General features: G+C 52.3%; 24 protein-coding genes and 1 riboswitch. Of the genes, 21 read left to right on the top strand and 3 right to left on the bottom strand.

Features of this window, described 5'->3' with window-relative positions; genetic code table 11:
• Nucleotides 1-13 precede the first annotated feature (13 nt).
• The 4 genes from OCV58_RS04095 (at nt 14) to thiC (ending at nt 4,668) form a co-directional block, all read left to right on the top strand.
• On the top strand, nt 14-736 hold the full coding sequence (locus tag OCV58_RS04095; protein ID WP_154877031.1) for a RibD family protein: 723 nt from the start codon (nt 14-16) through the stop codon (nt 734-736).
• A 329-nt stretch (nt 737-1,065) separates the two neighbouring features.
• Complete coding sequence (locus OCV58_RS04090; protein WP_107195485.1) at nt 1,066-1,956, top strand: LysR family transcriptional regulator; 891 nt, start codon at nt 1,066-1,068, stop codon at nt 1,954-1,956.
• Nucleotides 1,957-2,140: 184 nt separating this feature from the next.
• Entirely contained in the window at nt 2,141-2,971 is an 831-nt protein-coding gene (locus tag OCV58_RS04085) for an SDR family oxidoreductase (protein ID WP_107195486.1), read from the top strand.
• Nucleotides 2,972-3,173: 202 nt separating this feature from the next.
• Nucleotides 3,174-3,281: riboswitch (TPP riboswitch) on the top strand.
• A gap of 85 nt (nt 3,282-3,366) precedes the next feature.
• Nucleotides 3,367-4,668, top strand: a complete 1,302-nt coding sequence (thiC, locus tag OCV58_RS04080; RefSeq protein WP_154877030.1) for a phosphomethylpyrimidine synthase ThiC — start codon at nt 3,367-3,369, stop codon at nt 4,666-4,668.
• Between the two features lie 98 nt (nt 4,669-4,766).
• Here the strand turns inward: thiC and OCV58_RS04075 are convergent, their stop codons facing one another.
• On the bottom strand, nt 4,767-6,299 hold the full coding sequence (locus OCV58_RS04075; protein ID WP_087477441.1) for a Ppx/GppA phosphatase family protein: 1,533 nt from the start codon (nt 6,297-6,299) through the stop codon (nt 4,767-4,769).
• Nucleotides 6,300-6,600: 301 nt separating this feature from the next.
• Between OCV58_RS04075 and OCV58_RS04070 the strand changes: the two genes are divergently transcribed.
• The 16 genes from OCV58_RS04070 to OCV58_RS03995 all read left to right on the top strand — a co-directional run bounded on the left by OCV58_RS04070 (nt 6,601) and on the right by OCV58_RS03995 (nt 24,499).
• Nucleotides 6,601-8,145, top strand: a complete 1,545-nt coding sequence (locus OCV58_RS04070; RefSeq protein ID WP_087477440.1) for a Ppx/GppA phosphatase family protein — start codon at nt 6,601-6,603, stop codon at nt 8,143-8,145.
• Between the two features lie 9 nt (nt 8,146-8,154).
• Nucleotides 8,155-10,251, top strand: a complete 2,097-nt coding sequence (ppk1, locus tag OCV58_RS04065) for a polyphosphate kinase 1 (RefSeq protein ID WP_394802396.1) — start codon at nt 8,155-8,157, stop codon at nt 10,249-10,251.
• Between the two features lie 372 nt (nt 10,252-10,623).
• Nucleotides 10,624-11,601, top strand: a complete 978-nt coding sequence (locus tag OCV58_RS04060) for a resuscitation-promoting factor (protein ID WP_087477439.1) — start codon at nt 10,624-10,626, stop codon at nt 11,599-11,601.
• 204 nt (nt 11,602-11,805) lie between these two features.
• On the top strand, nt 11,806-12,555 hold the full coding sequence (gene rpsB, locus OCV58_RS04055; RefSeq protein WP_087477438.1) for a 30S ribosomal protein S2: 750 nt from the start codon (nt 11,806-11,808) through the stop codon (nt 12,553-12,555).
• 106 nt (nt 12,556-12,661) lie between these two features.
• Complete coding sequence (gene tsf / locus OCV58_RS04050; protein WP_087477437.1) at nt 12,662-13,309, top strand: translation elongation factor Ts; 648 nt, start codon at nt 12,662-12,664, stop codon at nt 13,307-13,309.
• Nucleotides 13,310-13,401: 92 nt separating this feature from the next.
• On the top strand, nt 13,402-14,127 hold the full coding sequence (gene pyrH, locus OCV58_RS04045; RefSeq protein ID WP_087477436.1) for a UMP kinase: 726 nt from the start codon (nt 13,402-13,404) through the stop codon (nt 14,125-14,127).
• A gap of 52 nt (nt 14,128-14,179) precedes the next feature.
• Entirely contained in the window at nt 14,180-14,740 is a 561-nt protein-coding gene (gene frr / locus OCV58_RS04040) for a ribosome recycling factor (protein WP_087477435.1), read from the top strand.
• Nucleotides 14,741-14,805: 65 nt separating this feature from the next.
• Entirely contained in the window at nt 14,806-14,985 is a 180-nt protein-coding gene (locus OCV58_RS04035; protein ID WP_232818738.1) for a hypothetical protein, read from the top strand.
• On the top strand, nt 14,982-15,749 hold the full coding sequence (locus OCV58_RS04030) for an undecaprenyl pyrophosphate synthase (protein WP_087477433.1): 768 nt from the start codon (nt 14,982-14,984) through the stop codon (nt 15,747-15,749). Before OCV58_RS04035 ends, OCV58_RS04030 begins: the two co-directional genes overlap by 4 nt.
• Nucleotides 15,750-15,767: 18 nt before the next feature.
• Complete coding sequence (locus tag OCV58_RS04025; RefSeq protein WP_154877029.1) at nt 15,768-16,595, top strand: phosphatidate cytidylyltransferase; 828 nt, start codon at nt 15,768-15,770, stop codon at nt 16,593-16,595.
• 14 nt (nt 16,596-16,609) lie between these two features.
• Entirely contained in the window at nt 16,610-17,755 is a 1,146-nt protein-coding gene (locus tag OCV58_RS04020; RefSeq protein WP_095628875.1) for a 1-deoxy-D-xylulose-5-phosphate reductoisomerase, read from the top strand.
• 15 nt (nt 17,756-17,770) lie between these two features.
• Nucleotides 17,771-18,793, top strand: coding sequence for an RIP metalloprotease RseP (rseP, locus tag OCV58_RS04015; RefSeq protein WP_095628874.1), 1,023 nt, complete (start codon nt 17,771-17,773; stop codon nt 18,791-18,793).
• Nucleotides 18,794-18,808: 15 nt separating this feature from the next.
• On the top strand, nt 18,809-19,876 hold the full coding sequence (gene ispG / locus OCV58_RS04010) for a flavodoxin-dependent (E)-4-hydroxy-3-methylbut-2-enyl-diphosphate synthase (RefSeq protein ID WP_095628873.1): 1,068 nt from the start codon (nt 18,809-18,811) through the stop codon (nt 19,874-19,876).
• Nucleotides 19,877-19,880: 4 nt separating this feature from the next.
• Entirely contained in the window at nt 19,881-21,611 is a 1,731-nt protein-coding gene (locus OCV58_RS04005) for a proline--tRNA ligase (protein ID WP_087477428.1), read from the top strand.
• A 192-nt stretch (nt 21,612-21,803) separates the two neighbouring features.
• Complete coding sequence (locus OCV58_RS04000; RefSeq protein ID WP_087477427.1) at nt 21,804-23,075, top strand: hypothetical protein; 1,272 nt, start codon at nt 21,804-21,806, stop codon at nt 23,073-23,075.
• 113 nt (nt 23,076-23,188) lie between these two features.
• Nucleotides 23,189-24,499, top strand: a complete 1,311-nt coding sequence (locus OCV58_RS03995; protein ID WP_239386295.1) for an MFS transporter — start codon at nt 23,189-23,191, stop codon at nt 24,497-24,499.
• 116 nt (nt 24,500-24,615) lie between these two features.
• Here the strand turns inward: OCV58_RS03995 and lexA are convergent, their stop codons facing one another.
• Entirely contained in the window at nt 24,616-25,236 is a 621-nt protein-coding gene (gene lexA / locus OCV58_RS03990; protein ID WP_087477425.1) for a transcriptional repressor LexA, read from the bottom strand.
• A 198-nt stretch (nt 25,237-25,434) separates the two neighbouring features.
• Here lexA and OCV58_RS03985 point away from each other — a divergent pair, with 198 nt between their 5' ends.
• The gene (locus tag OCV58_RS03985; protein WP_095628872.1) at nt 25,435-25,728 is read left to right on the top strand and encodes a LysM peptidoglycan-binding domain-containing protein; all 294 of its coding nucleotides are present in this window, start codon (nt 25,435-25,437) and stop codon (nt 25,726-25,728) included.
• A 56-nt stretch (nt 25,729-25,784) separates the two neighbouring features.
• Here OCV58_RS03985 and OCV58_RS03980 read toward each other — a convergent pair whose 3' ends face one another.
• Nucleotides 25,785-26,771 carry a site-specific integrase gene (locus OCV58_RS03980; RefSeq protein ID WP_232818740.1) on the bottom strand — a complete coding sequence of 329 codons (987 nt, stop codon included), beginning with the start codon at nt 26,769-26,771 and terminating at the stop codon, nt 25,785-25,787.
• Nucleotides 26,772-26,834: the final 63 nt, after the last annotated feature.

Here is a 26,834-nt window from a genome sequence, read left to right as displayed (position 1 = left end):
GGAGAATAGTATAATGAAACGACCTTTTGTCGTATGCCATATGCTCACGTCTGTAGACGGCAAAATCGACGGTCCCTTTTTCGGAGCTGCTGAGACGGCTCCGGTACTGCAGCTGTACGGCGAGCTGAGAAATGTTTACCAGTGCCAGGCAACCATATATGGCATGGCCACTATTTTGGGCAGCTATTCTGACGGCTTGCTGCCGGAACTGCCGCCTGCAGAAGAGATCTTGCCGAAAGAAGATTATATTAGTCCATACGGAAGGAATGCAGAACAATTTATCGTCGCCGTTGATCCTCAGGGCACTGTGGCCTTTTCATCACCTGTGATGGAAAAGAAGGGCCGCCCGGCAGCTCATATTATCGAGGTACTGACTGAATCTGCATCGCCGGCCTATCTGTCCTATTTGCGAAGCATCGGCATTTCTTATGTATTTGCCGGCGAAAAGCAGATACATTGTGCTGTTTTGCTGGAAAAACTGGTTCAGTATTTTTCTGTTGATAAAGTTATGGTTGCCGGCGGCGGCATCATGAATGAATCCTTTTTGCAGGAAGGACTTATCGACGAGCTGAGCTGGGTTATTGCACCTGTAGTAGATGGAAATACGGAGTCTGCGTCGTTATTTGACAAGGCGGCTTTTCTTCCGGAAGGCCGGCCTGTGGCGTTTCATCTGAAAGAAGCAAACGTCAGGGAAGGCCATGTCTTATGGCTGCGGTATAGTCGGGTGTCTGCATGATTTTGCCATATATCCTGTCATTCGAGTATAATCGGGACTTCATAAGGAGTCTCGATTTTTTTTTGTTGGTCTGTCGCAATATATCCTTTATGTCTCCGTTTAGGGCAGATTTACGCCGGATATACAGGGATATCCTAAGGCTGCCTTGATGGGGAATACGGCGCACAGCAGGCGAGGGAGCGGAGCAGCATGTACCATTTTTTTGCTTGATGCATTTTCCGATGTCTTTTATAAAGTACAGAGATAGGTATGTTTTTTGCATTGCCGCAATCTAGGCATTAAAATATGTATATAATAAAAACAGTAACTAAGGAAAGAAGGCAATACGGATGTTGCTCAGGCAAATACAGTATTTTATGGCTGTCGTAGACTGCGGCAGCTTTACGGATGCGGCAGAGCGATGTTATATTTCACAATCTGCCGTATCTCAGCAGGTACAGGCCTTGGAAAAGGAATTAGGCGCTTCCCTTTTGATACGAGAGAAACGCCGGTTTTCCCTGACGCCGGCCGGTGAATATTTTTATATGCGCTGCAAGGGGCTGCTGAAAGAAGTCGATGACATATGTTATGAAACATCCCGCATCGGACGCGATGCGGAATCGGTGCTGCGCATCGGGTATCTGCGCTGCTACAGCGGCCAGGAATTATATCAGGCTGTAGCCGATTTTTCTCAAGTATATCCTGAAGTGTTCATTGATATTGCAACGGGTACGCATGAAGAATTATATAATTTGCTTCGTCATGGCGGCGTCGATATTATTCTAAGTGATCAGCGGAGAGCCTTTTCTGACGATTATGTGAATTATCAGCTTTTATCGTGCAGCTGCTATGCTGAATTGTCTGCCCGGCATCCTCTTAGCCGACAGGAGTCGGTACAGCTTCAGGATTTAAAATCTGTCCCATGCATCTTGATTTCTACGAAAGAGCAGCGCCGTGCAGAGCAGGAATATTATGAGAAGACGCTGAACTTCGGCGGAAGCTTCTTATTTGCCCCTACGCTGGAAGAAGGCCGGCTGATGGTTTTGGGAAACAGGGGATTTTTGCCTGTTGAACGTATGGGCACGCTGCCGCCGGCTCACGCGTCTATACGGCGGCTGCCCATCTGCCAGGGGAAGCGTCAGTTATGTCGCACGTACTGCCTGTTTTGGCGCAGGGAGCATACCCAGTATTATATAGAAGAATTTGCTGAAACGCTGCGAAAACTAGTTCGTCATGAATGAGTCATCATCTGTATCTCTTAATGAAGATGCAGTTTTTACATAAGCAGTACTTATGAATTGCTGCTGAAATCGAGATTGCTGTTTTTGGACCCTGTCTCTACAATAATAGGTGCATGAGGCTGCTGTGATGCTTACGGATTAAGACGGCTGCCTGTTATGAAAAACAGCAAAGGAGAGAATTTTTATGACAAAATGCGTAATGCTGTGGGTTGGTGCAGGAGACATCGGTATGGCTATTGCCCGCCGTACAGGAACGGGGATGAAGATTATCATAGGAGATAAAATACTGGAAAAAGCAAAGCGCACTGCCGGATTGATGCAAGGAGCCGGATTTGATGCCGTTCCTATGGAAATGGATTTGGCAAGCCGTGCGTCTATTCAGGAATATATAAGCGTTGGAAGAGCGTATGGTAATATTTCTGTATTAATAAATGCCGCCGGCGTATCGCCAAGCCAGGCTCCGATTAAAACGATTTTAAATGTTGACTTGTATGGTACGGCCGTTTTGCTGGAAGAAGTCGGCAAGGTCATCGCCGACGGAGGTGTCGGCGTAACTATTTCCAGTCAGTCAGGGCATCGTCTGTCGGCTCTTAGTCCGGAAGAAGACGAACTGCTGGCCTGTACGCCTGCCGAAGACCTGCTGACATTGGATATGCTGCATCCCTCGCGTATCCGTGATACCCTTCATGCCTATCAGCTGGCTAAACGCTGCAACGTCAAGAGAGTGATGGCTGAATCAGTTCGCTGGGGAATGCGTGGCGCCCGCATCAATTCTATTTCGCCGGGGATTATTGTAACGCCTCTGGCCCAGGACGAATTTAACGGTCCGCGCGGCGATTTTTACAAAAATATGTTTGCAAAATGTCCGGCAGGCAGGCCAGGAACGGCTGACGAAATAGCCCACGTGGCGGAGCTGCTGCTGAGCGAAAAAGGCGCGTTTATTACAGGTGCCGATTTCCTCATTGACGGCGGCGCGACGGCCTCGTACTTTTACGGTCCGCTGAAACCCAGATAAGAAACGGGGAGGAGGATTCCTGTAATTTGTAAAGGGCAACAAAAACTATCTAATCCGAGTTATTGTACCTCCAATCGGCCGCAGCCTTTTTCTGCATAAAAATATCTTCCGGAAACATAGGAGCGATGCTGCCGTCAATTTGCCGGACGATAATTTATATTTGCATTATCTACGCAAGTATATTATAATAAAGCGAGATAACTAAAAAAGCTAGGGGCGCCGCAAGGCTGAGAAAGCGTTTGGATTCGCGCTTGTCCCTTATGGACCTGATTCGGATAATGCCGACGTAGGGAAGCTTTACGGGATTATAAAGCTCACCTGCGGAGGTGAGCTTTTTTATTTACCTGTTTCTATTTTCTATATTTAGGTTAAACTCATTAGCAGGAGGTACGTTTATGACTTACACAACTCAGATGGACGCAGCCCGCAAAGGTATCGTCACGCCGCAGATGCAAATCGTTGCGGAAAAAGAAAAAATGCCCATGGAAAAACTCATGAAGCTCGTAGCCGAAGGCAAAGTTGCCATTCCGGCCAATAAACTTCATACCAGCCTTTCTCCGGAAGCTGTCGGTCAGGACTGCCGTACGAAGATCAACGTCAACCTCGGCGTATCGCCGGAACATAACGACCATGAATTGGAACTGCAGAAGGTGCAGAACGCCATCAACATGAAGGCTGAAGCCATCATGGACTTGAGCAACTTCGGCAAGACCCGCGAATTCCGCCGCAAGCTCGTCGATATGTCTACGGCTATGATCGGTACCGTTCCCATGTATGACGCCGTCGGCATGCTGGAAAAAGACTTGAAGGATATTACTGTAGATGAATTCTTCTCCGTCGTCGAACAGCACGCAGAAGACGGCGTAGACTTCATGACCATCCACTGCGGCATGAACCGCAAGACGGCTGAACGTATCAAGAAGAACCCCCGCCTGACCAATATCGTATCCCGCGGCGGCTCGCTGCTGTTTGCCTGGATGGAAATGAACAATCAGGAAAACCCCTTCTATGAATACTATGACCGTCTCCTCGACATCTGTGAAAAATACGACGTTACCCTGAGCTTGGGCGACGCCTGCCGTCCCGGCTGCACCCACGACGCGACGGACGCAGCTCAGATCGAAGAACTGATCACCCTCGGCGAATTGACGAAACGGGCTTGGGAACACAACGTCCAGGTCATGATCGAAGGCCCGGGCCATATGGTCCTGACGGAAATTGCTGCCAACATGAAAATTGAAAAACGCCTGTGCCACGGCGCGCCCTTCTACGTATTAGGTCCTATCGTCACCGATATCGCTCCGGGCTACGACCACATTACAAGCGCTATCGGCGGGGCCATTGCCGGCGCATCCGGAGCCGACTTCCTGTGCTATGTTACGCCGGCCGAACACCTTCGCCTGCCCGACGTAAACGACGTTAAGGAAGGCATCATCGCCGCCCGCATCGCTGCGCACGCCGCCGACCTGGCCAAGGGCATCCCCGGCGCGCAGGAATGGGACGACGCTATGAGCAAGGCCCGCGTGGAAGTAGATTTTGAAACGATGATTTCCTTGTCCATCGACCCGGAAAAGGCTCGCCGCTACTATGAATCGAGCAAGCCCGAATGCGAAGGCACCTGCACGATGTGCGGCAAAATGTGCCCGGCCCGGACGATGAAGAAAATCCTCGCCGGAGAAGACGTATCGATCCGCTAACCTGAAACTATCTGATATACAGACATAAAAAAAGACACTTTCTGACATGTCGTTGGAAAGTGTCTTTCTTTATACTATTACATGGCCTCCTTACAGGCTCACTTCCAGACGAGGAGCAGGGAGATGCCGAATTCCTTTTTGAATTGCTTGGTCAGCTGGTTCATTTCGTAGTCCGCCGCGTTGTAGGCTACGCCGGGAGCCGTCGTAATGACGGCGACGGCGACGTTTTCCGCAGTGGTGACGTGAATATCCTGGACGACTTGCTCGTACGTAATGTCCGATGCTTCGGCCAAGGCCAGGAAGGTGGAGAGCTTGCGGACCATCGCCCAGTCTTCTGCCGTGACCATGTTGGCGTAGCGGTAGGCCCGCAGGGTCTTGCGGCTGATGCCGTGGTGGAAGCCGGCGATGAAGCTGACGATGAGCTGCTCGCGCTGCGTCAGGCCGTACAGGGGCGCGTGGCCGATCATGAAGGCCGAATGGCGGGCGTGATCGTAGAAATTGATGATTTTGCCTACGTCGTGAAGCTGGGCCGCCGTCGTGAGGTACAGCCGTTCCCGCTCGCCGTAGCCGTGCAGGTCTTTCAGCTGGTCGAAGAGAAGGCCTGCCGTATGGGTGACCTGCTGGCAGTGGGATTCGTTGACGATGCCGCCCAGGGTGCCGACGAAGTTGCGGATGCTGAATTTCAGGATATCGTCGAAGCGAGGCGCAGGCAGGTGGAAGTAAGAGGTATAGTATTCAAAGAACAGCCCTTCACGCAGGCCGCAGCCACTGACGACCAGTTCCGGGCTGCCTGCCGTATCGAACAGGGTCTTAATGACGGCGGCGCCGGCGACGATGAGGTCGGCCCGTTCGCTCGACAGGCCGGGGATCTTCTTGCGGTTGGCGCTGGTCCGCGTCGTAATTTCCGTATACAGGGCGTCGAAGTGGTCTGCCGGTAAGATATAATTATGCACCTTCGTCAGCTCGTAATTCGTTGTCCGCTGATCCATCTTGGCAAAAGTACGGGCCGTGCCGCCGATGCCGACGAGGGGGAGACGCAGATTTTTAATCCAGTCGGCAGCAAGGAGCTTTTTCCGTACGAATTTCAGGCAGTCCTGCAGGGCGATTGCATCTACGTTGCCCTGGAGATTGAATTTTTCCGTAACCGTTACGGCGCCGATGGGGATGGAAACGGAATGAACTGGTTCGCCTTCTTGTACCAGAGTCAGCTCGACGCTGGCGCCGCCCAGGTCGAACAGGAGAAAGTCCTTCATGGCGATGGTGTTGATGACGCCCAAATAGCCGAGATAGGCTTCCCGTTCGCCTGTAATGACGGTCATGGCTACGCCCGTTTCCGCGTAAATCCGCTTCAGGAACTCGTCGCCGTTCGAGGCGTTGCGCACGGCGGCGGTGGCGACGGCGATGCAGTTTTGGATTTCCATAACCTCCATGATGTGCTTATATACCTTTAAGCATTTCATGGCCCGTTCCATGCCGGCGTCGCTCAGTTCGCCCGTCTGGGTAAGGCCTTGTCCGAGGCGTATGGATTCTTTTTCCTGATACAGGAAGGAATACGATTTGTTGTCGTTTATCTGGAGGACGACAAACCGGATGGAGTTGGAGCCCATATCGATGATGGCTAATTTTTCCATTGTATACCTCTTTTCTTTGTAATCCATAATCTTCTGTTATTATACTACATCTTGCCGAGACGATGAAACGATTTTGCAAAATTTGCCGTTAAAACGAAATGGAAATAATTCGTATGACTAAAGAAAATGGGGAGGATTCTTCCGTATTTTTTGCAGAGCCGCCTATTATACAAGCTTTTTTCATTTTTTACACAAATTATACAAAAAGATCGCCACCATCGCCGGTATTTCATGTATAATATATGAAGAGACGGCGGGGAGAGAGTCTCCGCGTCATCAGCAAGGAAGGCGAGGAAATACTATGGAATATCAGGCCAAGCGGCAATTTGGCATCATACATATCGGCACGGTCAATATGACCTTGAAAATCATCGCGTATTCGTCGCTGGACGATATGGAGGTCATTGAAAATGTATCGCGGGAAGTCCAGTACGGCGGGGAAGTCTTTACGCGCCATCACGTCAGCTTCCAGTCTCTCAACGAAATCTGCACGATTTTAAATAAATTCAAGCAGCTCCTGCGGGACTACGACGTCACGGACGTGCGCGTCTTGTCGACGACGGCTATCCGCGAAGCCGACAACCTGCTCAACGTCATCGATCAAATCTATTTCCGCACGGGCTTCCGCGTCACTGTCGTGCGCATGGCCAAGGAAATTTACTATAAATTCTTCGGCTTGTATTATCACGTGCTGAAGGGGAAATTCAACTTTGCCGACAAGGCCGTCCTCCTGCTGGATATTACGTCCGGCGGCGTAGGGCTGACCTGCTGGAAATCGGACGAGCTCCTGTTTCAGCAAAACGTCCACATCGGCTCGCTGCGCATTTTGGAAAACTTCACGCCTAAGCAGCGGGAAGAGCTGACCTTTCCGACGGCAGCCCGCGAATACATCTACGGCGCCTTGTCCCCCCTGTGGGCCAGCGTGCGCCATCACGATATCAAATACATCGTCCTGTCGGGCCGGGCGGCAACGCTCATCGGCAAGCTCATGCATAAGGAAGAAACAAACGGCGTCCGCCTCATCAAGGCCGACGAGCTGCGCCAGTTCGTCAATTCCTTCCACGGCATCACGCCCTTTAAGCTCATGCAGCGCTGCAAGCTTTCGGAAAATCTGGCCAACGTCATCATGCCGACGCTGCTCCTGTATTACGAGCTCCTGCGCATCATCGACGTCGACCTGCTGGTCATGATGAGCACGACCTTTACGGAGGGCTATTCCATGCATTACGTAGCCGAGCAGACCGATAATTCTTACGTAGCCCATCAGCGGGGGCTGCTGCTCAACTTGACGCGCCGCATTGCCGGCAAGTATTGGTACGCGCCGGAACATGCCGCCTGCGTAGGCGAGTTCTGCGGTATTTTGTTCAACGCCGTGTATAAGGAAATCGGCTTGAAATTCTCGTGCGGCTACTTGCTGCAGCTGGCGTCGATCCTTCATGAAACGGGCAAATACGTCAACATCCGCAAGCACAATCTCTGCACGTATCACCTTATCATGGAAACGGACTTATTCGGCATTACAGACGAAGAAAAGGAAGTGCTGGCCAACATTGCCTATTACGCCGACGGTGGCGTGATACAGGATTCGTCGGACATGTACGACGTCCTGTCGCCGGAGCAGAAGATTACGGCGGCCAAGCTCGCGGCGATTTTCAGCCTGGCCGACTCCCTCGACAAGAGCCATTTAGGAAAGATAAAGCGCATACAGGCCGAATTGGTCGGCAACGAACTCATCGTCCGCTACCATTCCGATTTGGATATTTCCCTGGAACGGTGGACGTTCATGAAGACGGCCGTCAATTTCGCCGAAGTCTTCGGCATTTCGCCTAAATTACTGAAAGGATAAGTGACTATTTTGAAGTATACAGAACCAGAAAATTATTTAAACCGGGAATGTACGTGGATCAAGTTTAACGAACGGGTTCTGCGGGAAGCCATCGTGCCGTCCAATCCCTTGCTGGAACAGCTGAATTTCGTAGCTATTGCTGCGTCAAATCTGGACGAATTCTTTATGATCCGCGTGGCCGGCGTCAAACACCTCATCGAAAGCGGCGTTAAGCATATCGACATTGCCGGCATGACGCCGCAAGAGCAGTTTGAAGCCATCCAGTCTATGGTACACACGCTGGTGGACCAGCAGTACGAATATTATTCGGTCATTCAGGACAAGCTGCAGCAGGAAGGCCTTCATTTTGTCAGCGTCGACGAGCTGAATGAAGAGCAGCGCATCTGGCTGGACAGCTATTTCGAGCGGGAAATTTACCCCGTCGTCACGCCTATGGCCGTCGACTCGAGCCATCCCTTTCCCTTCCTCGCCAGCCTGAATCTGAATCTGGCCGTCCTGCTGCGCAAGAAACAGGGCGATACGTCGGTAAAGACGGCCATTTTGCCCGTGCCGTCGCCGATCATTCCCCGCATCATCAAGGTGCCCGTAGCTGCCAGCGACGCGAAGCAGTTCCTCTTTCTGGAGGACATCCTCGGCGCCTATGCCAACCGTTTCTTCCTGGGCTGCGATATCCTCGAAGCCGTGCCGTTCCGCATAACCCGCGACGCCGACCTAGATATTGACGACGAAGCGGAAGATTTGCTCGTAGAAGTGGAAAAATCCCTGAAAAAACGCCGCAAGGGCGCAGCCGTCCGCTTGGAACTGGCCCAGTCGGCGAGCCGTATGGTCCGGGAATTCCTGCGCGGCGAGCTGCAGCTGGAAGACAAGGACTTGTATATGATACCCGGCCCCTTGGACTGCAAGGTATTTTTCTCCTTTACGGGAATCGAGGGGTATGATCATCTCCGTTATCCTGCCGCGTCGCCTCAGCCGTCGTATGAATTGGAAGAACTTGGCGCACCTGATATGTGGACGGCCATTGCTAAGCAGGATATTATGGTACATCATCCGTACGAAACCTTTGATACTGTAGAGAACTTTATCAAATTAGCTGCTACAGACCCGGATGTGCTGGCTATCAAGCAGACCCTGTACCGCGTCAGCAGCCGGTCTCCCATCATCGCCGCATTGGCGGAAGCTGCAGAAAACGGCAAACAGGTCACGGTCCTCATGGAAGTTAAGGCCCGGTTTGACGAAGAAAACAACATCTTCATGGCCCGCAAGCTGGAAAAGGCCGGCTGCCACGTTATTTACGGCATCATGGGATTAAAGACCCATTCGAAAATCACCCTGGTAGTCCGCCGAGAAGAAGAAGGCATCCGCCGTTACGTCCATTTGGCGACGGGCAACTACAACGGCAAGACGGCCCGCATTTACACGGACGTAGGCATCCTGACGGCCAATACGCTCATCGGCGTCGACGCCTCAGCCTTTTTCAATCTCCTGTCGGGATATTCTGACCCGCCGCAGTGGAACAAGCTGGCCGTCGCGCCGCTGAATCTGCGCGAACGGATTTATGAAAAGATAGAACAGGAAACGGCCTGGGCTAAAAAGGGCAAGAAAGCCTTCATCGTCGCCAAGATGAATTCCCTCCTTGACAAGGAGGTCATCGCTAAATTGTACGAAGCGTCGGCTGCCGGCGTTAAAATCCATCTCATCGTCCGCGGGATCTGCGTCCTGCGGCCGGGACTGCCGGGAATCAGCGAAAACATCGAAGTGCACAGCGTCGTCGGCCGGTTCCTCGAACACAGCCGTTTATTCTACTTCTACAATAACGGGGAAGAAGACGTATTCATCTCGTCGGCCGACTGGATGCCCCGCAACCTGAACGAACGGGTGGAACTGATGATTCCCGTCGAATACGGTCCCCATAAGGAACGCATCAAGGGAATCCTGTCGCTGTATTTCAACGACAATGTAAAAGCCTACGCCATGAATTCCGACGGCACGTATCGCTACATTGCCGACGAACGGCCGACCGATGCAGCGCCGATTCACGCCCAGATGATGCTCCAGCATGAAGCAGAAGAAAAACACAAAAAGCATAAGAAAAGCAAGCGCCGTTAAGCGCCGTGCCTTCGACGTCCCCTCCCTGCGGAGGGGACGTTTTTTGCGCTTTCATGGAGCAGAAAACCAATATAAAAGGGACGGCATATGAGGAAAGTGGGGGACAGGATATATTTTGCAAGAAAAACAGGATTTTTTCACCACAAAAATATACTTTTTTGAAAAAATTTTACTTTAATGTGGGAAACCATGTAAAGCTCTCTCAAAATCGCCCTTATCACGCAGTATAAACAGCCTTTTCGCAGGCCCTTTAATGTTGACAATCGTGCTGAAGATATGATATTTACCTCATTTTTGCTGTTATTGTTAACCGATAAAAATTGACAGGGTAACAGGCCTTTGATAGAATGATTTCCAGTTAGGAGGGATTTGATGAACAAACGATATCAAGGGCCCATTACTCGCATGTATGCAACCTTAGTCGCTTTATTAATCATAGTTTCCTTAGCTGGATTTATTGACAAAGGAAAATCCGTCACAATCCAGACCGACGGCGCGACTCGTTCTGTCTATACGCACGCCGTCAATGCTGACGCGCTGATGCGCGAAAATAATATTGCGCTCGGGTCATATGATGAAATTGAAATGTCCACATCCGAATTATTAGAAGGAACTGCCGTTACGGTTCGCCGGGCCGTTCCCGTCATATTGGAACATAAGGGTAAACAACAAACTGTTATGTCCGCCAAAAAGACCGTACAGGAAGTAGCCGAACAATATGGATACGACGCGGAGAATTATCGTCCCTACGGCGATACGTCCGCGCCGGTCGTTCCTGATATGACGATACGCATTGGGAATATTTCCCGCAAGGCCATCACGGAAGACGAAGTCGTTCCCTTTGCCATTGAAAGCATCCCTGATGAAAATCTGAGCCAGGGTCAGGAAGAAATCGTCCAGGAAGGGATGAACGGCCGCAAGAAGGTCACTGTTCATATCATCAGCCTCGACGGCCAGGTCGTCGGGAAGGAAGTCGTCTCTACGACGCTGGTGACGGAAATGCAGCCCCTGATCCGCCGCGTAGGCACGCAGGAGACCGTAACGCTCAATACGGGCGACGTGTCCAAGTATAAGGAAGTCTTTACGATGGAAGCGACAGCGTACCTGCCGTCGGACGGCAACGGCGCGGGCATTACCAAGATGGGTACCGTCGCCCGTTACGGCGTCGTCGCCGTAGACCCCAACGTCATTCCGCTGGGAACGCGGGTGTATATCCCGGGATACGGCGTAGCCATTGCCGAAGATACGGGCGGAGATATTTTAGGAAACCGCATCGACTTGTGCATGGAAGATTACAATTCCTGCATGGTCTTCGGACGGCGCACCGTGCCGGTATATATTTTGGAATAGAGGCGGAGCCGCTCCGGGCAGTACATGCAGGAGCGGCTTTTTTTGCGTAAAAACGGCTTGTGCAGTCGAAGACAATGTGATATAATAGCAAAGGTTTAAGTACTATGCTTAAAAATACGCACGCTTGGTGAGCCTGCAGCTGTGCTGCTCGGCAGTGACGGCAGGCGATGACCGGGCGGAGGAACAACAGGAGGAGTAACAATTATGGCAGTAGTATCTATGAAACAATTATTGGAAGCAGGCGTTCACTTCGGTCACCAGACTCGCCGCTGGAACCCTAAAATGGCTCGTTTCATCTTCACGGAACGCAACGGCATCTACATCATCGACTTGCAGAAAACCGTAAAGAAAATGGACGAAGCTTACAATTTCGTACGCGACCTGGCTGCTGAAGGCGGCAAGATCCTTTTCGTCGGCACGAAAAAACAGGCTCAGGAATCCATTAAAAACGAAGCCGAACGCTGCAATCAGTTCTATGTAAACGAACGCTGGCTCGGCGGCATGCTGACCAACTTCCAGACGATTGAAAAACGCGTAAAACGCTTGAAGACGCTGGAAAAACAGGCTGAAGACGGCACGTTCGACGTATTGCCGAAGAAGGAAGTTACCATTTTGAAACACGAAATGGAAAAACTCCAGAAATACCTCGGCGGCATCAAAGACATGAAGAAACTTCCGGACGCTCTCTTCGTTATCGACCCGAAAAAAGAAGAAATCGCCGTATCGGAAGCCCGCAAATTGAACATCCCCATCATCGCTACGGTTGACACGAACTGCGATCCCGACCTCATCGACTACCCGATTCCGGCAAACGACGACGCTATCCGCGCCGTAAAACTGCTGACCGGCAAAATCGCCGACGCCGTTTTGGAAGGCAACCAGGGCGAACAGGTTGAAGAAGGCGCCGCTGAAGAAGCAGCCGTTGAAACGGAAGCTGTCGCTGAAGAAAACTAAGACATCGGCCCTTTGAGAACTACATGGCTCATTATATAAAGGTAAGGAGTGCTTCATTCCTTACCTTTATTCAAACTGTATATTATGTTTAGGAGGAATATCTAAGATGGCTATTACAGCAAGCATGGTAAAAGATTTAAGAACAAAAACTGGCGCTGGCATGATGGACTGCAAAAAAGCGCTCGCAGCTACGGATGGAGATATGGAAAAAGCAATCGACTTCCTTCGCGAAAAAGGCTTGGCAGCCGCTGCTAAAAAAGCAGACCGCATCGCAGCTGAAGGCTTGGTTTACTCCTATATCCACGGCAACGGCCGCATCGGCGTTCTCGTAGAAATCAACTGCGAAACGGACTTCGTAGCCCAGACGGACAACTTCAAAGACCTCTGCAAAGACATTGCAATGCAGATTGCCGCAGCTAACCCGGCATACCTCAAGAGAGAAGACGTTCCGGAAGACGTTCTCGAACATGAAAAAGAAGTTCTCCGCCAGCAGGCTCTGAACGAAGGCAAACCGGAAAAAATCGTCGAAAAGATGATCGTCGGCCGTATCGAAAAATTCTACAAAGAAAACTGCTTGCTCGACCAGGAATTCATCAAAGATTCCGACAAGACGATTCAGCAGGTTATTACTGAAAATATCGCTAAAATCGGTGAAAAAATCGACATCCGCCGTTACACCCGCTACGAATTGGGCGAAGGCCTCCAGAAGCGCAACGACGATTTCGTTTCCGAAGTTATGGCACAAGCTAAATAAGATTGCATATAAGAGAACACCATTTTCGTGTTCTCTTATTTTCTAATGTGACTTTATACGGCGCGGCAGCGCCGGGAGCAGGAGGCCTTGGTATGGAAACGAAAAAATATAATCGCATTGTATTGAAATTGAGCGGCGAAGCGTTGGCGGGAGCCCAGGGATACGGCATCGACCCGGAAACGGTCGAAACGATTGCCAAGCAAGTCGTAGAAGTAAATAAGCTGGGCATTCAGGTAGCTATCGTCGTAGGTGGCGGTAATATCTGGCGCGGCCTGTCGGGCAGCGCAAAAGGCATGGACCGCGTATCAGCTGACTACATGGGCATGCTGGCAACGGTCATGAACGCCCTGGCGCTGCAGGACGCTATGGAAAAGAACGGCGTTGCGACGCGCGTACAGACGGCTATCAACATGCAGCAGGTTGCAGAACCGTACATCCGCCGCCGGGCGATCCGCCACATGGAAAAGGGCCGCGTCGTCATCTTCGGCGCTGGTACGGGCAATCCCTATTTCTCTACGGATACGACGGCGGCACTGCGGGCTGCAGAAATCGAAGCCGACGCAATCCTCATGGCAAAGAACGGCGTAGACGGCGTATACGACAGCGACCCGAAGCTCAATCCCGACGCGAAGATGTTCCGCCGCTTGTCCTACATGGATGTCATCAATAAAGAGCTCAAAGTCATGGACGCGACGGCTACGACGCTGTGCATGAACAATAACATTCCCATCGTCGTATTCAACATCGACGTCGAAGGCAATATCATCGCCGCCGCCAGCGGAAAAGATTTGGGGACATTAGTCGACAAAGAAGGCTAAAAGCTGTATTATATACATATATACCATTATTACGATTAAGGAAGTGAATAGTATGGACGTAAAGACCTTATTAACGCAGAACGAAGAAAAGATGGATAAGACCATAGAAGCATTGAAGCGCGATTTGGCTTCGATTCGCACTGGCCGGGCCAGTACGACGCTCCTGGACCGTATCAGCGTTGATTACTATGGTACGCCTACGCCGGTCAAGCAGGTTGCAAACGTATCCGCCCCGGAACCGCGCCTCATTACGATTGTTCCCTGGGAACGGAAAATGCTCGGCGACATCGAACGGGCTATTTTGAAATCCGATCTGGGCTTAAACCCGAACAACGACGGCACGATGATCCGCCTGGAAATCCCCCAGCTGACGGAAGAACGCCGTAAAGAATTAAGCAAGAAGGTCAGCAAGGACGCCGAAGACTCTAAGGTCGTCATCCGCAATATCCGCCGTGACGCGAACGACGCCATCAAGAAGATGGAAAAGAAGAAGGAAATCACGGAAGACGACAGCAAGGAAGCCCAGGAAAATATCCAGAAGCTGACGGACAAGAAGATCAAGCTGATCGACGAAATCAAAGCGAAAAAAGAAAAAGAAGTCATGGAAGTATAATGGATATACGAAATTTTATTGGCATGCCGTTACGGTATGCCATATCTGTATTACAGGAAAAAAACGTGCCGTATGAAGTAGAGCGCACGACGGCGCGAAGCCGCTTTTTTCCCCGCGATGAAGAAGATCCCTACGTCGTCCGGGCCCGCGAGCGGGACGGCGTCGTATATCTTCTGGTAAACGCGAATTTGAAGAAAAGCGAAAGCGTAACTCGCATGCTGCAAGGTGGAGAAGTGCAAGAATGATTAACTTTTTAGGAAAAAAGAAGAAGGAAGAACGGCATACAGGAATAGAACTGCTCGATACGAACAACATTCCCCGCCACGTCGCCATCATCATGGACGGCAACGGCCGCTGGGCTAAACGGCGGAGCATGCCGCGCAGCTACGGCCACAGGGCCGGCGCGGACACGCTGAAGAAAATTGTCGCCGCCGCCGGGGAATTAGGAATCAAGGTGCTGACGGTATACGCCTTTTCGACGGAAAACTGGAAACGGCCTGACGAGGAAGTTTCCTATATTATGAAGCTCATGAAGGAGTACCTGAGCAAAAACCTTCTGGAACTGAACGAGCATAATGTGCGCCTGCACTTTATCGGCGATTTGAGCCGCCTTTCCCCGTCGCTCCGCCAGGCCTTTGACGAAGCGGAACGGAACATGGCCGGAAACACGGGATTGATTTTAAACGTCGCCGTCAATTACGGCGGCCGCCTGGAACTGACCCAGGCCATGCAGAAGCTGGCGTCCGACGTCAAGGCCGGCCGTCTGGAGCCGGAGGATATTACGGAAGACTCCCTGGCTTCGTATTTGTATACGGCGCCGGAAAACGACGTGGACCTGCTCATCCGGCCCGGCGCGGACAAACGGGTCAGCAATTTCCTGTTGTGGCAGATGGCTTACGCCGAATTCTGGTATACCGATTTGTGCTGGCCTGATTTTACAAAAGAGACGCTCATAGAGGCGATTCTCGCCTTTCAGGGCAGAGAACGCCGCTTTGGCGGTTTGAAATAAGGTAGGTAAACGAAACATATGTTGGCAAAACGAATTATAACCGGCGTCATAGGCGGCGCCCTGACGATAGGGATTATCTATGAAGGGGACTGGCTGTTTTTTTTCATGATAATCCTGCTGGCTATTTTGGGATGGCATGAGTATTGTAATTTAGTCCGTAAACTGGGCGCGAATCTGTCGGAACGGATGGGAGCGGGATGGATCGTCTGCTTTTTTGCCGCCTATTGGTTCGGCAGCGTAAAGGTGATGATGCTGCTGGCCGTAGCCGCCATGCTGTGGCTGCTGCTGCAGACCGTCCTGTTTCATGGGAAGATAAAGCCTGTAGACAGCGCCTATACGCTGTACGGCCTGCTGTACGTAAGCGGAGGCTTTTTAGCTATGCTGGCGCTGCGAAACGGGCAGATTGCATCGTATATGACCGACGCTTTTTCGTCCGTCATGCTGGAGCCGGCGCGCTTTTTCATGTTTCTCCTGATTTTTTCCACGTGGGCCAGCGATACCTTTGCCTTTGCCGTAGGAAAAGTTAAGGGGAAAAATAAATTGTGCCCGTCCATCAGCCCCGGCAAAACGCAGGAAGGGGCTTTGGGAGGCTTTATCGGCACCGTCGTCACGGCTCTCGTCTTTTCGCTTATTTTCCAGTTTTCCCTCATCCACGCCTTAGCTATCGGCATCGTCGTCGCCGTGGCGGCTCCTCTCGGCGACTTGGTAGAATCGATACTGAAACGAGTCTGCCAGGTAAAGGATTCGGGGACGCTGATTCCGGGGCACGGCGGCGTGCTGGATCGCTTTGACAGCCTGCTGTTCGCCGCTCCGGCCGTATATGTATATCTCACGCTCATCGCCTGAGAGGAGGCCCTGCATTGAAGAAAATTATCATCCTCGGCAGTACGGGGTCGATCGGCACCCAGGCCGTCGACGTCATTGAAGCTCATCCGCAGCTGTTTACCCTCGCCGCCGTTGCCGCTCATTCGAACTGGGAGCTGGCAGCTCGCCAGATTCAGGCCCACGGCGCAGCCTTTGCCTGCATGACCGACGAGCCGGCAGCCGAAAAGCTGCGGCAGGAAGTAGGCGAAAGGTGCACGGTTTTTTCCGGGCCTGAAGGTCTGCTCAAACTCATTGACGAATGCGAAGCCGATATGGTGCTGACGTCCTTAGTCGGGGCTGCCGGCATTGAGCCGACGCTCCATGCCATCGAGAAGGGGCTGGATATTGCCCTGGCCAACAAGGAAACCCTCGTGGCGGCAGGCGAGCTGGTCATGGCCGAGGCTGCGCGCCGCGGCGTCCGCATCCTGCCTGTCGACAGCGAGCATGGAGCGATTTTCCAATGTCTGGAAGGACGCAGCGGCAGTGAAGTCGACAAGCTGCTGATTACGGCCTCAGGCGGCCCCCATTTTCACCGGCCATTGGAAGAATTCCCGTCCATTACGGTAGAGCAGTGCCTCAAGCATCCGACGTGGAATATGGGCGGCAAGATTACGATTGACTCGGCGACGATGTTCAATAAGGGCCTGGAAGTCATCGAAGCGCACTGGCTGTTCGATATGCCCTACGACCGCATCGAAGTCGTCGTCCAGCCCCAAAGCATCATCCACTCGATGATACAATTTACGGACGGCTCCGTCCTGGCCCAGCTGGGAATGCCCGATATGAGGCTGCCGATTCAATATGCCTTTACCTATCCGCAGCGCTATCCCGTGCGCGGAGCTAAGGATATTGACTGGAAAACGTTGGGCAGCCTGGAATTCTTCGCGCCGGATCCTGAAAAATTTCCATCCCTGCCCCTGGCCTATGAAGCAGGGAAGGCGGGAGGCACGATGCCCTGCGTGCTGAACGGGGCGAACGAAGTCGCCGTATACGCCTTTTTGCGGCGGGAAATTTCTTTTACACGCATATTTGACGTCGTACGCACCGTCATGGAACGCCATACGGTATGCCGCGACGTTTCCTTAGACGCGATTCGCAGCGCCGACGCCTGGGCCCGTCGCTGCGCGGCGTCTTTACTGTAGAAAGGTGTTGGGACATTGGGTATTACCATTGCAGCGACTGTATTTGTATTCAGTCTCATCGTATTTGTCCATGAATTTGGACATTTCATTACAGCAAAATTAACGGGCATGCAGGTCGACGAATTTGCCATCGGCTTTGGCCCCAAGATTTACAGCTGCACCTATGGTTCGACGCTGTATTCCCTGCGGGCCGTGCCCTTGGGCGGCTTTAACCGCATCGCCGGCATGACCGAAGACGAGCCGCTGAACGAACGGTCGTTTTTGAATAAGCCCGTTCCGTCCCGGCTGCTGGTCATTGCCGCCGGCGGCATCATGAACTTTCTGCTGGCGATTCTCATCTTGTGGGGCGTTACCTTTGCCGTAGGCACGATGACCGTATCGCCTCAGGCCGTCGTCGGCTCGGTCATTGAAAACTCCGCAGCCAGCCAGGCCGACATGCAGGAGGGCGACCGCATCGTATCTATCGGCGGCACGGCTATTACGCAGTGGAGCGATATTTCTCAGGCCGTAGCCGAACACAGCCGATCTGTCGTCACCGTCGTCGTTGAACGGGACGGCAAGGAGCTGAGCCTGGACATGATCCCTCAGGTAGACAGCCAGTCGCAGCGCGCTACCCTCGGCATCATGCCGGTCATAACGAAACAGTCCCATGGATTTTTTGAATCGGCCGGCATGGCCGTTCAGCGTACGGGGCAGCTTTGCCAGCTCATGCTCGTCGGCATTTATGAAATGATTACCGGCGAAACGAAGGCTGACCTGGCCGGACCCATCGGCGTAGCCCAGCTGGCCGGGCAGGTAGCGTCCGTAGGCTTTGTAAACCTTCTCGTCTTTACGGCCTTCCTGAGCATCAACCTGGGTATCTTAAATCTGCTGCCCATCCCGCTGTTAGACGGCGGATATATTATCCTGCTGATTTTAGAAGGAATTTCTGGCCGGCGCATGCCTAAAAAGGCGTTGCAGTACATCCAGGCGACAGGCATGGTAATTCTGGGAGCGCTGTTCTTATTCGCCATGTTCCAGGACATCAGCCGTTTTTAGAAAGGCCGGATTACTATGAAACGAAGACATTCACTTCCCGTAACTGTCGGGAATCTTACGATAGGGGGCGACGCTCCCATTTCGGTACAGACGATGTCGACGATTACTCCTGCCGATGAGGAGCGGGCCGTCGCCGACGTGCGCCGTCTGGCCTCTTACGGCGCGGAAATCGTGCGGTTTGCTGTTCCTGATATGGCTGCCGCTAAGGGCTTGAAGGCCGTAACCGCCGCGTCTCCCGTACCGATCGTCGCCGATATCCACTTTGACTATCGGCTGGCTTTGGAGGCCGTAGACAGCGGCGTCCATGCCCTGCGCATCAATCCCGGCAATATCGGCGCCGATGAAAACGTCGTAAAGGTGGTGGAAAAGGTGCGTTCGCGCCAGATTCCCATCCGTATCGGCATCAACGCCGGATCGCTGCCGGAAGACCTGCTGGAAGCCAACGGCGGCCATCCTACGGCCGAAGCCATGGTGGAAGGGGCCTTGCGCCATATCCGTATTCTGGAACGGCTGGATTACCGCAATATGGTCATTTCCCTGAAGGCGTCCGACGTACCGCTGATGATCGAAGCCTACACGGCCCTGGCCGAAAAGGTTCCTTACGCCCTGCATTTAGGCGTGACGGAAGCCGGTCTGGTCCGTGAGGGCAGCATTAAGTCGGCCATCGGCATCGGCCATCTCTTGTACAACGGCATCGGCGATACGATCCGCGTGTCCCTGACGGGCGATCCGGCGGAAGAAATCGCGGCCGGGCAGACGATTCTCACAGCCCTGGGCCTCAGGACCTTCGGACCGACGCTGATTTCTTGCCCGACCTGCGGCCGTACGCAAGTCGATTTAATCGGCCTGGCTCAGGAAGTACAGGAAGCCTTATCCGGCATCACTGCGCCGATTAAGGTCGCCGTCATGGGCTGCGTCGTCAACGGTCCCGGCGAAGCGCGGGAAGCCGATTTCGGCATCGCCGGCGGCAAGGGAATGGGCATCGTCTTTTCCCACGGCAAGGTGTTGAAGAGCGTGCCTGAAAATCAGCTCGTACCGGCTTTGCTGGAAGAAATACATAAATCTATTACAAAGGAGTCTTAAGTCTATGTTAGCATCAAAATTATATAGTCCGACGCTGCGGGAGATTCCGGCAGACGCTGAGATTGCCAGCCATCAATATATGCTGAAAGCGGGCATGCTGCGGAAAAACGGCAGCGGCTTGTACAGCTTCCTGCCCTTGGGCCGCCGCGTGACGCTGAAGGTAGAACAGATCGTCCGCGAAGAAATGGACGCTACAGGCGCCCAAGAAATCATGATGCCCATCATGCAGCCTGCCGAAATCTGGCATGAATCGGGCCGGTGGAGCGCTTACGGGCCGGAAATGTTCAAGCTGCAGGACCGCCACGACAACGGCTACTGCCTCGGGCCGACTCATGAAGAATTGATTACGACGCTTCTCCGCAACGAACTGCGTTCGTATAAGCAGATGCCCCTGATCCTTTGGCAGATGCAGAATAAATACCGCGACGAAATCCGTCCCCGCTTCGGCCTCATGCGCAGCCGCGAATTCGTCATGAAGGATGCCTATTCTTTCGATGTTGACGAAGAAGGCCTCCATAAGACCTATCAGATTATGTATGACGCTTACGACCGTGTATTTACGCGCTGCGGCTTGAATTTCAAGCCTGTAGAAGCAGACAGCGGCCAGATTGGCGGCAGCCACACCCATGAATTCATGGCCCTGGCCGCAGCCGGCGAAGCCGAAGTCGTCTCCTGCTCGAAGTGCCAGTATGCCGCCGATATTGAAAAGGCCGTCCCCAATACGCTGGACATGGCAGCTGAAGACGCAGCCGACGTAGAGCTCATCGAAACGCCGAACTGCTCGACCATCGAAGATCTGGCCAACTTCCTGCAAATTCCCGTAGAAAAGACGATTAAAGCCGTAGCCTTCGACGTAGACGGAAAAACGGTCCTCTGCATGGTTCGCGGCGACCATGAAGTAAACGACGTAGCCGTACAGAATCTTGTCGGCGGCAATACGATTGAACCGGCGACAGACGAAGAACTGAAGGCTCACGGCCTCCAGCCCGGCTATATGAGCCCCATGGGCGCAGATACGCCGGATAATGAAAGCTTTTATGTCATCGTAGACCCGACGGCAATGAATGTACCGAACGGCGTGACCGGCGCTAATAAGCACGGCTATCATTATAAGAACGTCAATCCCAAACGGGATTTCCAAAACGTCACGGTTGCTACGATCCGCCTCATGACTAAAGACGACGTCTGCCCGCACTGCGGCGCGCCTATCGACATCGTCCGGGGCATTGAAGTCGGCCAGGTATTTGAACTGGGCACGAAATACTCCGAAGCCCTGAATGCGACTTTCCTCGACCAGAACGGCAAGGCCAAGCCCTATGTCATGGGCTGCTACGGCATCGGCGTAACCCGGACGATTGCCGCGGCTATCGAACAGTTCCACGACGACAAGGGCATCATGTGGCCCGTAGCCATCGCGCCGTACGAAGTCGTCGTCGTACCCGTCAGCAGCAAGGACGAAGAACAGATGAAGATTGCCGAAGGGCTGTATACGCAGCTGAAAGGCATGGGCGTCGACGTCCTCTTTGACGACAGGAACGAACGGGCCGGCGTAAAATTCAACGACGCCGACCTCATTGGATATCCCGTCCGCATCACCGTAGGCAAGAAGAGCGCCGCCGATCAGACCGTAGAAATTAAGGTGCGCCGTACGGGCCATGAAGAAGTCGCCGCCATCGCCGACAGCGCCGCCCGCGTGCAAGCTATTTTAAACGAACTCCGCGCTAACAATATGTAATACCTGTACATACTAAGAGACGATAAACGGATACTACCGCATATCGTCTCTTTTCTGTTGCCTCTTGACAAATGCAAAATGATAAGGCCAATCCAATTTAATATAACTTTAATGCCTTTCTTGTCAAAGTTTAATCATTATTCGTCATACTATAGATAAGAATAACCTTTCATCGACAAGGAGGCGACAAGCATGAACAAGATAGAACGGCAGGAACAACAGCTGATGCAGCACATCCGGCAGAAGCGCTGGAATGAGTGCTTGCAGCTGGCGGAGCAGCTGCGTAAAGAAAGCGGAGAGAAACGTCTGCTTCAGCTGGCAGAACAGGCCTACTGCGCCGTATTGGCAGATCCGGCCCGTCGGGACGACAGATGCGCGCTCCAAGGATTGGCCTCGTTATACTATCGGGATTATATGGTACGATTTACGAGCCGGCCTTTCGGCGCCTTGCCCTATGACAAACAAGAGTGCTTTCAGAAGGCTAGGGATACGTTGGAACTCTTGCTGGAAAAGGGGCGGCAGCCGGAGCAGCTGTACCGCTATGCGCAGATATTATACAGAAACGCCAAAGATGGACAAGGACAAGGCGATTTTGCCGCTCTCTGCCGGCAAAAGGAGCAAGCCTATAGGGTGTATGACGAAACGGTATCCTTGCTGGAAAAATGGGGCCCAGCCGATAAAGGGCTGTACTGCCGCGCCTGCTACGGCTTGTCCCGCTGCGGCCTGGAATCGTTTTCCCTTAACTCCTTCGTACTGGAAGAGCTGATGCTCGTATTTTCCGTACCGAGCAGCGTATACGGCAGCCGCGGCGGCCATCTGGCCCGGCTTCGCCGCATCTATGACTGCTTGGAACGGGTGCTGGAAATAGAAGGCTTGCCGCGCCATATCGAAGACATGGCCGCCGTCATACAGGCCAAGCAGGCCTACGAGAAATCGTGGGATATATACTACCTCTTAGGTAAGCTGTTCGACTGCGCCGGCCAATTTTCCCTCTGCCATAACAAAGAAAGCGCCCGTCGCCTGGCAGAACGTTATTACAGCTATGCCTGTGAAATAGACGCAGCCCGACGCCGGGCTCAGCAACGGGTCCCCGGCTTTCAGCACATGTATACGGCATTGCTGACCTTTTATCAGCGTCATCGCCGGGAAGACCAGTTTTACGCCGCATGGGAGCAATACCATCCGCTCGTCGGTTTTTCCGCCGAGTTTCACTTTTTATCGCAGGCTCGCTGGCTCATCATCCGCAAGGAATACGAGGCAGCCCGGCATTACCTGGCGGCGCAGCTGCAGGAGAGGCAGTGGAGTCATAGCGTTGTACGGCGAGCTGTCGTCCTGCAGGACATGGTTCAGGTAGCCATCAGCGGCAGTACAACCGGATTACAGGGGATATATAAGCCGTTTCAGATGCAGCAGCTAGATAAAATCAGCCGGCAGGAACCGTATATGTCTCTGTGCAGGGGATAAAAACTTACGCGTTGCGGCAAACCTATGCTATAATAAAAAAAACGACAGCAAAGGATCGATGATAGCATATGGTTCCTCATCTTTCATATGAAAACCGCATTTTAGCAATTGTCATGATTGTTTCTTTTATCAATCCCTTTACGAGCAGCGCCTTGAATTTAGCCCTGCCGGATATCGGCCTGACGTATAAGGTAACAGAATCCCACTTGGGATGGGTTATCGAAGTATTTCTCATCGCCTCGACGATATGCATCATGCCGATCGGCAAGCTAGCCGATAAGTTCGGCAAGCGGCGCGTATTTCTCTGGGGCGCATCTATCTTCATGATATCATCCTTAGGCGTTTCCCTTATTTCGTCCATTTACGGCCTCATCGCCCTGCGCGTGCTGCAGGGCATAGGCAGCGCTTGTATCTTCGCTACGAGCTTCGCTATCATCACGCTGGTCTATCCGCCGGAGCGTCGTGGAAAAGCCATGGGCTTTACGGTCAGCGCCGTATACTGCGGCTTGTCCCTGGGGCCAGTCATCGGCGGCTTCCTGAATTACTACTGCGGCTGGAAGAGCATTTTCTACTTTATCGCCTTTTTCTGCGCCGTCGCCGTCCTTTCGACGATAGCCTTCATGAAAGAGGAGTGGATTGCCGACGCCAAGGGAAAATTCGATACGGCAGGAGCGATTGCCTATTCCATCGCCTTGGTTCTTATGATGTTCGGCCTGTCGGAAATCCTGAATTTAGGATATGCCAAATACGTCCTGTTAGGCGGCATGGCGCTGTTCGCCCTGTTTCTCTGCTGGGAAAAAAGGCAGACCAATCCCATCATACCCATACAGCTGTTTCTCCGCAACAGGACCTTTTCCTGTTCATCCTTTGCGGCGATGCTGAACTACAGTGCGACCTTTGCTATCAGCTTTCTGCTGTCCATGTATCTGCAGCGTATTTTGGGCTTTACGTCCCGCGACGCCGGATTGGTACTGCTACTTCAGCCCATACTGATGGCCGTCCTGTCGCCGGTCACGGGTTCGCTGTCCGACCATGTATCGGCCGCCTTGTTGTCTTCGGCCGGCATGGGCTGCATTGCCGTCGGGCTGGCATTCTTGGCTTATGACGTGCCCTTGCAGTCCGTGTGGGTTCTGCTGGCCTGCCTGATTATCATCGGCATCGGTTTTTCCCTGTTCACCGCGCCCAACAACAACGCTATCATGGAATCGGTTCCGAAAGAATACGTCGGTATGGCCTCTTCTATGATCGGCACGGTACGGCTCGTCGGCCAGGTCCTCAGCGTGGCCATCGTTACGCTGGTCATGTCGCGGACCGGGGAGGGCGGAGAAGCTATGCTGACCGATAATATTCAACTCGCCTTTATCATTTTTACGATTCTCTGCATCGTCGGAATACTTCCGTCGATGGTCCGCAGCAAAAAATAAGAATATCAGGACAAAATACATCCCCGCTTTACGACAGAAGATTTCTGCTGTAAAGCGGGGATGTAATTTTTTAGGATATTAAAAGTGAGTATGTAATCAGGAAAAAAACGCCTTCCCTAGTATTTACGGAATAAGCCCGTTACTTTTCCCAAAATCGTGCAGTTCTGCGTATAAATTGGCGCATAGTCGTCGTTTTCCGGCTGCAGGCGAATGGCGTCGGCTTCGCGGAAATACCGCTTGACCGTAGCTTCATCGTCCAAAAGGGCTACGACGATTTCGCCGTTTTCTGCCGTGTGCTGCTGGCGTACGACAAGAATATCGCCTTCAAAAATGCCGGCGTTTTTCATGCTGTCGCCCTTTACCGTCAATAAGAAGCAATCTTCGTCGCTGCCGATAAATTCTGCGGAAAAGGGGTATACGTCTTCTACGCATTCTTCTGCCAAAACCGGCGCGCCGGCCCGAACCTGGCCTACGAGCGGCAGGGGGATGATCTTTTTAGAACGCCAGGAGCCTTCGTCGAGAAGCTCGATCGTCCGGTTCTTGGAAGGGTCGCGGCGAATAAAGCCCTGTTCTTCCAAGCGGTTTAAATACCCGTGGACCGTAGACGTAGAACTCAATCCGACTTCCTTGCAGATTTCCCGTACCGACGGGGGATAGCCAAATTTATGCACGCATTCCCGAATATATTCCAAAATTTGTTTTTGACGCGTCGTCAGCATTTTATCATTCATCAGCATGGTTTCATCACTCCAGAGTAGTTTGTCTATATTATACCGTAATTCAAACGTTTGTTCAAGCCCGTTTCAACAGAATGATTTAGAACGATTGTTCCATAATTATCTTGACAAGAACAACTGTTTGGCGATATAATATAACCATCGACGAACGAACGTTTGTAAAAACATTTGTTTTTGCATGCATAGGAGTGACGCCATATGAAAAAGAAAAAGAATATTAGACAGCGCCTGTTTGGCTATATATTGCTTCTCGGACTGCTGGCCATCGCCAGCACTCAGCTGGGCTGGGTATATCGCGGAGAAACAGAATATACGCCGGTTCGCGTGGAGAAAGGCGATACCGTGTGGGAAATCGCTTCTCGCAGTACGAACGCCGAAACGGATATTCGCTACGTCGTCAGCGATATTATGGAAACGAACCATTTATCAGATACGCAGGATATCTATCCCGGACAAATTCTCAACGTCCCCGTTCCGTCTGGAGACGACTGAGGCCAAGGAATACATACAAAAGAGCGGCTTTATTCGCCGCTCTTTTGTATGTATGGTCACTTAGTTTCCGTTATCTTGAAAATGGGATTGTCGATGAGCCGGTCTGCTTCGTCAATATACCGCCGCACGATAGCCTGCGATTTATGACGGGTTTGTCTCATGATTTGCCGTTCATCGACCTGGTGCTGGGCTGCCGACGTGGCAAAACCGTGCCGCAGGCTGTGAGCTCCGTAATCCTTCGGGTCCATGCCCATGAGTCCGACATAATGCTTGACGATGAGAGCGATGGTTTTATCGGAGATCTTCGTCTTGCGGATTGTATGATTGCGCGTAAAGCCCCGGAATACGGGACCCGACGAGATGCCGCTGAGCTTCAGCCAATGCTTTAAAGCACGTACGGCGCAGATTTCTTCATCCTGTACCAGGGGAATGGCGATCATCTGGCCGCGGTCAAACTGGTCGGTCTTGGATTTGCGCAGTGTAAGCAGGAGCCCAAGGCGGGTAAACTGCAAGTCGTCTACTTCCAGATTGGCGATTTCTGAGCGGCGCATAGCTCCGTAAAATCCGATAAGCAAGATGGCCTTATCGCGGGCCTGCTGCAATTCATCTCCTTCGAGATAGGTCAGCATTTCCTTGATATCGTCAAATAAAATCGGCAGCTTGCCGCGCTGTATCGTACCTTTCATGCGCTTGATACCGCGCAGGGCGTTTCGGACGATAGGGAATCGGCAGGGATTATCCTTTATGCCGGCGGCATCGAAATTTTCCGTCAGGGCGCTGATACGCCGGGCGACTGTATTGGCCTTGGCATTGTCGGCTAAATCGTTGATATAGTTGACGATCGTCTCCGGCTGGGCAGGGAAGGACGACAGCTGATGATATTCGCACCAATCGCAGAAATCATTCCAGTCCGACTCATAGGCGTCGATCGTATTGTCGGCCCGCGCCGTGTAAATGCTTTGCCGCGCTTTATCGGTCAGCTTATCATTATTGGCGATGATGTCGGCCCGGCCAATGTAGAAATGCTTCAATTCTTTTTTCAAAGCCGCAGTCCTCCTTTGCATGAAATATACAGGTTCATGATAACCTTATCATGAAATAATAGA

It is taken from the genome of Megasphaera stantonii (assembly GCF_025567065.1).
In the GTDB taxonomy this organism is placed as follows: domain Bacteria; phylum Bacillota; class Negativicutes; order Veillonellales; family Megasphaeraceae; genus Megasphaera; species Megasphaera stantonii.
Note: the sequence above shows the minus strand (reverse complement) of the source record. Positions and strands in the feature narration are given on the sequence as shown.